General features: G+C 51.2%; 9 protein-coding genes. 8 read left to right on the forward strand and 1 reads right to left on the reverse strand.

All coding sequences use genetic code 11. The features are described from left to right. From BN54_RS09610 to BN54_RS09620, 3 genes are all read left to right on the forward strand, one after another. On the forward strand, positions 1 to 323 hold a 323-nt coding region (locus BN54_RS09610; RefSeq protein WP_019206106.1), incomplete at its 5' end, for an amino acid kinase family protein. Positions 324 to 381: 58 nt separating this feature from the next. Further along, a complete protein-coding gene (gene arcA / locus BN54_RS09615) occupies positions 382 to 1,605 on the forward strand; it encodes an arginine deiminase (RefSeq protein ID WP_019206977.1) in 1,224 nt (407 codons plus the stop codon). Positions 1,606 to 1,790: 185 nt separating this feature from the next. Further along, complete coding sequence (locus tag BN54_RS09620; RefSeq protein ID WP_019206979.1) at positions 1,791 to 3,209, forward strand: basic amino acid/polyamine antiporter; 1,419 nt, start codon at positions 1,791 to 1,793, stop codon at positions 3,207 to 3,209. Between the two features lie 151 nt (positions 3,210 to 3,360). On the opposite strand, the gene BN54_RS09625 is transcribed toward BN54_RS09620, so the two are convergent. Next, positions 3,361 to 5,577, reverse strand: a complete 2,217-nt coding sequence (locus BN54_RS09625; protein WP_019206980.1) for an ATP-dependent Clp protease ATP-binding subunit — start codon at positions 5,575 to 5,577, stop codon at positions 3,361 to 3,363. A gap of 207 nt (positions 5,578 to 5,784) precedes the next feature. Here BN54_RS09625 and ykzS point away from each other — a divergent pair, with 207 nt between their 5' ends. The 5 genes from ykzS to BN54_RS09650 form a co-directional block, all read left to right on the forward strand. Then, positions 5,785 to 5,970 carry a protein YkzS gene (gene ykzS / locus BN54_RS09630; RefSeq protein ID WP_019206981.1) on the forward strand — a complete coding sequence of 62 codons (186 nt, stop codon included), beginning with the start codon at positions 5,785 to 5,787 and terminating at the stop codon, positions 5,968 to 5,970. Positions 5,971 to 6,143: 173 nt separating this feature from the next. Further along, entirely contained in the window at positions 6,144 to 6,410 is a 267-nt protein-coding gene (locus BN54_RS09635) for a phosphocarrier protein HPr (RefSeq protein ID WP_019206983.1), read from the forward strand. Position 6,411: 1 nt separating this feature from the next. Next, positions 6,412 to 8,100 carry a phosphoenolpyruvate--protein phosphotransferase gene (gene ptsP / locus BN54_RS09640; protein ID WP_019206984.1) on the forward strand — a complete coding sequence of 563 codons (1,689 nt, stop codon included), beginning with the start codon at positions 6,412 to 6,414 and terminating at the stop codon, positions 8,098 to 8,100. A 140-nt stretch (positions 8,101 to 8,240) separates the two neighbouring features. Further along, the gene (locus BN54_RS09645) at positions 8,241 to 9,452 is read left to right on the forward strand and encodes a glycosyltransferase family 4 protein (protein ID WP_019206985.1); all 1,212 of its coding nucleotides are present in this window, start codon (positions 8,241 to 8,243) and stop codon (positions 9,450 to 9,452) included. Next, on the forward strand, positions 9,452 to 10,383 hold a 932-nt coding region (locus tag BN54_RS09650), incomplete at its 3' end, for a glycosyltransferase family 4 protein (protein ID WP_019206986.1). The genes BN54_RS09645 and BN54_RS09650, both read left to right, overlap by 1 nt.

Here is a 10,383-nt window from a genome sequence, read left to right on the forward strand (position 1 = left end):
TTCCAGCCGTGATCGACAAAGACCGGTCCAGTGCCTTGTTAGCTGACAACATTGACGCAGATAAGCTGATTATTTTGACGGCGGTTGACTATGTTTACATCAACTTCAACCAACCAGATCAAAAGCGGCTGGAAAACATCTCCGTCGATGAAGCGAAGGAATACATGGCAGCAGGCCACTTCGCTGCCGGAAGCATGTTGCCAAAGATTCAAGCCTGCCTATCCTTTGTTGAAGGACACCCAGAGCGTGAAGCAATCATCACGTCCTTATCCGGACTGGATGATGCTCTGGCCGGCAAGCTTGGGACGGTGATTCACGGTTAATCACCCCTGATGTGATTCTCTTAGTTACTTTGAACTCAATAAAGAGGAGTGTAGTATTATGACTAGTCCGATCCACGTTACTTCTGAAATCGGCAAGTTGAAGACGGTTATGCTCCACCGGCCAGGTCGTGAAATTGAAAACATCACGCCTGACTCCATGGAACGGCTGCTCTTTGATGACATCCCATACTTGCCAATTGCCCAAGAAGAACATGATTACTTTGCCCAAACGCTGCGGGACCAAGATATCGAAGTTATTTACTTTGAAAAATTGGCAGCCGAAGCCTTAGCTGACGACGCAGTGCGGCAAGAATTCTTAACCCGGATGGTAGCTGAATCAGGTTACGTTGCTGGGGCCACCCACGACGCCTTGATCGCTTACCTGTCCGCTATGACGCCACAAGAAATGGTCGACAAGATCATCGAAGGGGTCCGGGCTGAAGAAATCGACATCAAGCACGCTGACTTACAATCCGTTTCTGAAAACACGGATTGGCCATTCTTGATGGATCCAATGCCAAACGCCTACTTCACCCGGGACCCACAAGCGTCCATCGGGGAAGGGATCTCCATTAACCGCATGACCTTTGCTGCTCGGCAACGGGAATCCTTGATTACGGAATACATCATCAAGCACAACCCACGCTTTGCCGGCAAGGTGAAGGTATGGCGTGACCGGAACCACGACACGCACATCGAAGGTGGGGACGAATTGGTATTGTCTGACCACGTCTTGGCCATCGGGATTTCCGAACGGACGACGGCGGACGCAATCGAAGACATCGCAAAGAACCTCTTTGCTGACTCCGATTACGACACGGTAATTGCCATCTCAATTCCACACAACCACGCGATGATGCACCTTGACACGGTGTTCACGATGATCAACTACGATCAATTTACTGTTCACCCGGCGATCATGGACGACAACGGCCAAATCGACACTTGGGTTCTGCACCCAGGCAAGGATGGCGAAATCACGATGGAACACCACACGGACATCAAGGAAGTCTTAAAGAAGGCCTTGAACAAGTCAGAAATCGACTTGATTCCAACTGGGAACGGCGACCCAATCGTTGCCCCACGTGAACAATGGAACGATGGCTCCAACACCCTGACGATTGCGCCAGGGGTCGTGGTAACCTACAACCGGAACTACGTATCCAATGACTTGCTGCGTGAACACGGGATTTTGGTTCACGAGGTTCGCTCGAGTGAATTATCCCGGGGTCGTGGTGGTCCGCGGTGCATGTCCTGCCCAATCGTTCGTGAGGATCTCTAATTATCCTCAATCAAGCGGAGGTGATCCGATGGTACCAACGACTACCACGGGTCAGCCCCGCTTTTTTTACCCACTGAACTACGTTGCAGTTAATTTGCCTTACCGGGTTGATTCGCCCGGGTAAGGTCAGCAATTATTGATTGATCCATTGAATTTGGAAAATAACAGAATCGAGGAATTTGAAAATGGAAAATAAAAAAGGGATTAGCCGGACGGAGCTGATCGCCCTGATCGTCAGTTCCTGTATCGGGACGGGGATCTTTGGGATCACGACTAACGTTTCCATGGCGGCGGCCCCAGGGCCAGCCCTCTTAGCTTGGCTGTTTGTCGGCTTTGGGATTTTGATGCTGGTGCTGTCGTTGAACAACTTGTCAAACAAGCGGCCTGACTTAGAAGCGGGGATCTTCTCTTATGCCGGGGCCGGCTTTGGTCCCCTGGGGGAATTTATCTCCGGGTGGTCCTACTGGCTGTCGGCATGGCTGGGGAACATTGCCTTTGCGACGATGCTGATGAGTTCCTTAGGGACGTTCTTGCCAATCTTCAAGGGGGGCCAAAACCTGCCTTCGATCATTGTCGCGATCATCTTCTGCTGGCTGTTGACGATCTTGGTTAACCAAGGGGTGGAAAGTGCCTCGTTCATTAACTCAATTGGGACGGTCTTCAAGATCATCCCACTGGTCTTGTTCATCATTTTGATGGTCATTTCCTTTAAGGGCGGCATCTTTACGACCGACTTCTGGGGCCACGTGGCCAATAACTTCTCCAAGGGGACCACGACCGGCTCCGTTTGGGAACAAATGAAGGGGACCTTGATGACCTTGATTTGGGTCTTCATCGGGGTCGAAGGGGCGTCCGTGATGGCACACCGGGCCAAGACCCGTTCACAAGCGGAACAAGCTTCGATCATCGGGTTTATCCTCTTGCTCTTAATCTACATTTTAATCTCCATCTTGCCATACGGCACGCTGACCCGGGCCCAATTGGCAGCTGGGACGCAACCAGCCTTAGGGAGCGTTCTGGAAGCCGTTGTTGGTCACTGGGGTGGGGTAATGATTAATGTTGGGTTAATCATCTCCACGATTATCTCCTGGTTGTCCTGGACGATGTTGCCAGCCGAAACGACGATGTTGGTCGCCGAAGACAAGGCAATGCCAAAGATGTGGGGGAAGGTAAACGCCAAGGGAGCACCAACGGCTTCCTTGATGATTACCGGGGTCTTACAAACGATCTTCCTCTTCTCCTTGCTCTTCACGGAACAAGCCTACACCTTTGCTTACTCCTTGTGTGCGGCCGCGATCCTCTTCTCCTACCTGCTAGTGGGGCTGTACCAAATGAAGTACAGTGCTGAAAACCAAGAATGGGGTCAATTCACGATCGGGCTGCTGGCCGCTGGGTTCCAATTTGCCTGCATGATCTTGGCAGGTTGGCAACAAGTGCTGCTGGTTTCGATCAGTTTCATTCCTGGCTTTGTCATCTACTGGCAATGCTGCAAGGAAGAAAACCGCAAGATGACGACAGCCGAAAAGACGGTCATCGTCCTGGTACTGGCACTGTCCGTGCTGTCGATCTTCCTGGTGGCGAACGGAACGATCCAAGTTGGCTAAGTGAGCAACGCGCTCTTTAATCTACTGACTTTAAAATTAACGTGCTAAAAAAACAGGATGCCACGCCGGCATCCTGTTTTTTGAATTGAGAAAGCCTCCTGACCACGATTGGCCAGGGGGCTTTCTTGCTTAGTTCAGTTTTGCATTGCGGTTAGTCGGTGGTGGTCACCGTCCCATCCGTGGATGGGGTTAATTGATTTTGACTGGTTTCGGCGGTTACGATAATTTGGCCTTCGTCATCCAAGGCGGCTTGCAAACGGTGATCGTTGTTGTGTTCTAAGACAAAGTCGGCCACGTGGTCCTCAATTTGTTCTTGGATGACCCGCCGCAACGGCCGGGCCCCCATCTTCGGGTTGTAGCCCAGGTCGACCAACTTTTCTTCGACGGCTTGTGGGACCGTGACGTGTAAGTCGCGATCAGCCAGCATGTGGTTGACGTCGTCGATCATCAAACCAACGATCTGCATCAAGTCCGCTTTAGTTAAGGCGTTGAATTCAACAATGTCGTCAAACCGGTTCAAGAATTCTGGCTTGAAGTAGTCGGTCAGCTTATCCATGACGGAATTGGTATTGTTGGCGGCTTCCGCCCCAAAACCAACGCTAACGACGGCGTCACCAGAACCGGCGTTGGAGGTCATGATAATGATCGTGTCCTTAAAGGAAACCGTCCGCCCTTGGGAGTCGGTCAGGCGCCCGTCGTCTAAGATTTGCAAGAACATGTGCATGACATCCGGGTGCGCCTTTTCCACTTCATCAAGCAAAATCAGGCTGTACGGGTGCCGCCGGACTTGTTCGGTCAGCTGCCCAGCTTCTTCGTAACCGACGTAGCCTGGGGCAGCCCCGATCAACTTGGAAGTCGACGTCTTGTCCATGTATTCGGACATATCAAACCGAATCATTGCGTCCTTGGAGCCAAAGAGCTGCTTAGCCAATTGCTTGGCCGTTTCCGTCTTGCCGACCCCCGTTGGGCCAACGAACAGGAAGCTGCCAATTGGCCGTCCCGACTTGTTGAGCCCAATCCGGTTCCGCCGGATGGCCCGAGCGATCTTGTCAACGGCTTCGTTTTGGCCAATGACGTGCTTTTCCAATTCTTGATCTAAGTCCCGAAGTTGGTTTTGTTCTTGCTTTTGCAAGTCACCGACCGGAATGTTGGTCTTTTCTTCGACAATGTGTTCCATGTCGGCCACGTCCACGACGGCTTCGTCAGTCACCTTATTTTCTTCGGCTTCCTTCTTGGCCTTGGTTAATTTTTCCACTTGGTCCCGGTAGAAGGCGGCCTTTTCGTAGTCTTGACTCTCAACGGCTTGTTGCTTGTGGGCTTCAGCCGTGTGAATTTGATTTTCAATAGCATTTGGATCGACATTCTTGAGGGTCAAATTCTTCCGCGAACCCGCTTCGTCCAGCAGGTCAATCGCCTTGTCCGGCAAGTAGCGGTCTTGGATGTAGCGGTCGGACAGTTTAACGGCTGCCACTAAGGCATCGTCAGTGTACTTGACGTGGTGGTAATCTTGGTAGCGGCTCTTGATCCCTTCCAGAATCTTAATCGTTTCTTCCACGCTTGGTTCCGCAACTTCCACCGGTTGGAACCGCCGGGCCAGGGCGCCGTCCTTTTCGATCTTGCGGTATTCGTTTAAGGTCGTGGCCCCGATCAGTTGGAATTCACCCCGGGCTAAGGCGGGCTTTAAGACGTTGCCAGCGTCCATGCCACCTTCAGCATTGCCGGCCCCCATGATTTCATGGATTTCGTCGATGAAGAGGATGATGTTATGGTTCTTGGAGACTTCATCGATCAATTGTTGCATCCGCTTTTCGAATTGGCCCCGAATCCCGGTGCCTTGGACCAAGGAGACTACGTCCAAACGAATGATTTCCTTATTAGCCAGCTTTTCTGGCACTTCACCAGATACGATCGCCGTGGCGAGCCCTTCGACGACGGAAGTCTTCCCGACCCCGGCTTCCCCGATTAAGACCGGGTTGTTCTTGGTCCGCCGGTTTAAAATTTCGATGACCCGGTGGATTTCTTTATCTCGTCCAATGACCGGGTCGATCTTGCCTTGGCGGGCCAGGTCAGTCATATTGATCCCGAATTGCCCTAAGACCCCTTTCCCCCGGCGGTTATTGCCGCCTTGGCGTTGGCTTTGGCTGTTGTTGGCTGCTTGATTTTGCATGTTGCTCATTGCGTTCATAAAATCATCCAGGTTTGCAAACCCAAAGGCATTATTCATATCACTACCCCCATTTAACATTTGCATTTGTTGGTTTTGTAATTTTTCATAACAGCTTTGGCAGAGGTCGATCTGCATCTTTTGGCCGTTCATCATCTGAAGATGAATTGTTGCTTGGTTTTGCTGACAGATTTGACATTTCACTGTATGGTTCCCCCTTGCCGGCGGTCAATTTTTTGACCTTTCTTGACTATTGGCTCTAATTATACTGACTTTCGGTTTGAAAGCAAGTAATTAGTGTTCCAGTTTTCGTGAACGGTTACCTAAATTTTAGCACTCATCAGGACTGAATGCTAAAGGGGGGATTCAGGAATGTGCTAAAATCTTAAGTAACGGGGAAGGGGGGATGACATGGACTACATGGCAGAATTAGAAGCCTTGCGGACGGGAAAGCGGGATGAATTGGTAATTACACCTGCCGAATTTATGGCCTTTCAAGTGGCTTACCGCGAGTACCAGTATAAGACCCAAATTGTGGGCGAAGCGCATCGCGGTGGGGAAGTTCATTATCACCGGCAAGTAAATGAAGAAAATTAAGTTCTCTTGTTAGCAGACTTAATTTGGCTTGGGCCGGCCGGCTTTCTGGAATTCGGTCGGGAAGTTTCTTGTATTTACCGCTTACAATTGCTACAATTGGTTTTAAAGGTGCGTGTTGGTTGAGCTTGCCAATACGAACAACAATCTTTATTGTGCTAAGGAGACTGATTACAATGGAAAAACGCGATTTTAACATTACTGCTGAAACTGGGATTCACGCCCGCCCAGCTACGATCTTGGTTCAAACTGCTTCAAAGTTTGCCTCCGACATTACGTTGACTTACAACGGCAAGAGCGTAAACCTGAAGTCCATCATGGGGGTTATGTCCCTTGGGGTTGGCCAAAACGCTGACGTTACCATCTCAGCTGATGGGGACGACGAAGCAGAAGCAATCGCAGCAATTGCTGAAACGATGGCCAAGGAAGGCTTGGCTGGCTAAGATGTCAAAATTACTCAGCGGGATTGCCGCCAGTGGTGGAATTGTGATTGCACCGGTGCACCTGTTGGGGGATGCCAAAGGGCCAGTTGAACAGCAAATAACAACCGATGTGAATCATGAGGTCGAACGGCTTCATGATTCTTTTCGTATTACCGCAGATGAACTGACCCAAATCTCCCGGCAAGCCAGCGCCAATTACGGCAATGAGGTCCAAGAGACCTTACAAGCTCAACTGGCGTTAATTAACGATTGGCAATTTCAAGCGACCCTCAGCCGGCGGGTGGTAAGTGAAAAAATTACCGCGGCCAGTGCGGTACAAGCCTACCTGGACGAACAAGCTGGGCTGACCCCCAGTCGGGCCCAGCAAGCCCGGTTGACCAGCTTACAAGATGTGGGCCATCGCTTGCTTGGCCACCTCTTAGACCGGACAACGATGCCCCGGTTGGATCACCGGGCCGTGATCGTCGCCCATCAGGTCAGTCCCAGTTTGGTGGCCAGTTTTGATCCCCGGTTAGTGGCGGGGGTGGTAACTGATCAAGGGGGCGCAACGGCCCATTCGGCCCTGTTAGTGGCCGAATTGGGGTTGCCAGCGGTAGTAGGAACGCATTCAGCAACTACCCAAGCCGCTGAAGATATGGTGGCGATTGTGGATGGTGAGCATGGCAAGCTGATTTTGCAACCCACGCCCCAAGAGATTGACCACTACCAGCGCTTGGCTGCGCAGTATCAACGTAAGCAACAAGAATTAGGCGCCTTGGCGACTGCGACGACTGTGACTGTGGATGGTAGTCGGTACCAAATTGCGGCCAATGTAACGTTGCCGGCGGAATTAAAACAATTGGCGCAAGCCGGGGCCGAAGGGATCGGTTTGTACCGGAGTGAGTACTTGTTTTTAGATCCGGCCCGGCCCGTTACGGAAGAGGAGCAAGTTGCCGCGTATAAGGCGGCGTTGTTGGCCATGCCTAAGCACCGGGTCGTGATTCGGGTTCAGGATCTGGGGGCTGACAAACAGCCAGGTGCCAATTTAGTCACTGACCGGGGCATTCGGCGGCTCCTGGCGGAACCGGTGATCTTACGGACCCAGTTACGGGCTTTGTTGCGCGCGTCAGTCTATGGGCAATTGGCCATCATGTTTCCCTTTGTTGCGACGATCGATGAATTTCAGCGCGCGTTGGCGATTTTGGATCAGGAAAAACGAAAGCTGGTGGCGGCTGGGCACCCGGTTGCCGAGCAGCTTGAAGTGGGGATGATGATTGAAACGCCCGCTGCGGTTTTAATGGCCGATCAGTTTGCTAAATACGCGGACTTCTTCAGCATTGGCTCCAATGATTTAGTCCAGTATCTTTTTGCAACGGAACGGACCACCTCACCACTAAACCACCACTACTCCGTATTGAACCCAGCGGTTTTGCGGGCAATTCGGCAGGTGATCCAGGCGGCTCATGCCGAGGGGAAATGGATCAGCTTGTGTGGGGAGATGGCAACCGTTAAGTTAGCCCAACCGTTATTGTTGGCCATGGGCTTGGATGAATTTTCGGTTCCCTTGGCGGCGATTTTGCCGTTGCGCCAGTTGATTCGCAGTTTATCGGTCCGGCAGCTGCAACCGCTGGTCAAAAAAGCGTTAGCCTTGGAAAATGACGATGAAGTTGCCGAATTAGTCGAAGCATGGTTGGCCAAACAAGCTCCGTAGGCAGGTTTGAAGCAGCCGGATTAATCAAAATATAGGTCTGGTTTGCCAAGGCTCAGATTTCCGTTTAAAATGAAAAAATCAGACTAACGATTGAAATGAGCCCGGCCGACCGGACCGGAATTGATAAAGGAGAGGGCAGCTTGAAAATCGGTTTGTTTACAGATACGTACTTTCCGCAAGTCAGTGGCGTGGCAACGTCAATCAAGACCTTGCGGGATGAATTAATCAAAAATGGGCATGAGGTCTATATTTTTACCACGACGGACCCCGCGGCCCCACATTCCGAGCCTGAAAAGGGGATTTACCGCTTTAAAAGTGTCCCCTTTATTTCCTTTACGGACCGGCGGATTGCCGTAACGGGCTGGCTAAAAGTCTTGCGTGTCGCCAAGCGCTTGCAATTGGATATCGTGCATAACCAGACGGAATTTTCCTTGGGGATGATGGGCAAGCTAGTGGCTAATGAATTAGGAATTCCGTGTCTGCATACTTACCACACGATGTATCAAGACTACTTGCACTACATTGCCAACGGGCGGATTCTAAAGCCCCGCGATGTGGCCCGGTTAGCGCGGTTGTATATGCGCAACATCGATGGGGTGATTGCGCCAAGTGAGCGAGTCTTGGATACTTTGTTGGGCTATGGGGTGGAAGCTCCCATCAAAATTATTCCAACGGGGGTTAACCTGGATCGCTACCAACAACTGGATACCCCGGCCCAACGCTTGACCCGCCGTGAGCAATTGGGACTAAAGGCGACGACGCCCGTACTGTTGTCGTTGAGTCGGTTGGCCTTTGAAAAGAACATTCAAGCCTTAATTGCGGCTTTGCCGGATATTCTCGCGGTTCAACCAACGACGCATTTGCTAATTGTGGGGGACGGGCCGGCGCGTCCCACCTTGGAACGGCAGGTCCGGGAAATGAAGCTGACCGAACACGTTACCTTTGTTGGCCAGGTCGATAATGATGAGGTGTATCATTATTATCAATTGGCGGATGTCTTTGTCTCGGCGTCAGATTCCGAATCGCAAGGGTTGACTTATGACGAGGCCTTGGCTTCTGCCTTGCCACTGGTAGTAATGAAAAGTGATTATACGGCCCACTTGCTTGATGATCCGGCGATTGGACAAGTCTTCCAGCAACGGTCAGGCTTGGTGAAGGGGGTCTTGTACTACTTGCAAAGGCCAGGGGCACCCGAAGATTTACGAAAGCGCCAGGCGAAGTTGCACGAAATTTCGGCGACGGTGTTTGGTCAACGCGTGGTTGAATTTTATCAGGAGTGCCAGCAACGCTTGGCTCAAGAGCACGCCGCTCACAATTCGCGGTTGCGCTTGCCGTTTATGAGGAGTAAATAATGTTAAAAATCACCATGTTTTCACAGGCTGATTCCGTAAAGGGGCAAGGGGTCGGCAGTGCTTATAACGAATTGATCGCGTTGCTAAAGGAGCGGTTTGCTGATGAATTTGATTTGGCCATTAATTCGTGGCGGACAACCGATATTAGTCACTACCATACGATTAACCCCTCGTACTTTTTGTCGACCTTTTCGAAACGGCGGGGGCGCAAGATTGGCTATGTCCACTTTTTACCAGAAACATTAGAAGGTAGTTTAAAGATTCCCCAACCATGGCGGAGTCTTTTTTACCATTACATCATTGCCTTTTACAAGCGGATGGATCACTTGGTGGTGGTAAATCCGGCCTTTATTCCGCCGCTCGCCGCGTACGGAATTCCTAAGGAACGGATCACGTATATTCCTAATTTTGTCGACGCGGAGCACTTTCATCCAGTCAGTGCCGAAAAAAGGCGGGCCTTGCGGCAAAAGTATCAGGTACCAGCGGATCAATTCGTGGTCTTTGGTAGCGGTCAACTCCAGGAACGCAAGGGGATTTTTGATTTCATTCGGTTGGCAAAGGCTAATTCGGACGTCCTGTTTATTTGGGCGGGCGGCTTTTCCTTTGGGGCGATGACGGATGGCTACAAGCAGTTGAAACAAGTTGTTGAAAATCCGCCGGCTAACTTGCGTTTCCCGGGGATCGTTTCTCGACAGGCAGTGGCGGAATACAACAATTTAGCCGACCTGTTTTTGTTGCCATCTTATAATGAATTGTTCCCAATGTCGGTCTTGGAGGCTTTTAGTTGTGGGACCCCTGTGATGTTGCGTGACCTGCCGCTTTATCGTGCCATTATTGACGGTTATTACCAGCCGGCCGCCGATCAAGCAGCGATGCAAAGCGCCTTACGCAAGTTAATTGCCCAGCCAGCCGATTTAGCCTTTTGGCGCAC

The organism is Limosilactobacillus ingluviei str. Autruche 4, from assembly GCF_000312405.1.
In the GTDB taxonomy this organism is placed as follows: domain Bacteria; phylum Bacillota; class Bacilli; order Lactobacillales; family Lactobacillaceae; genus Limosilactobacillus; species Limosilactobacillus ingluviei.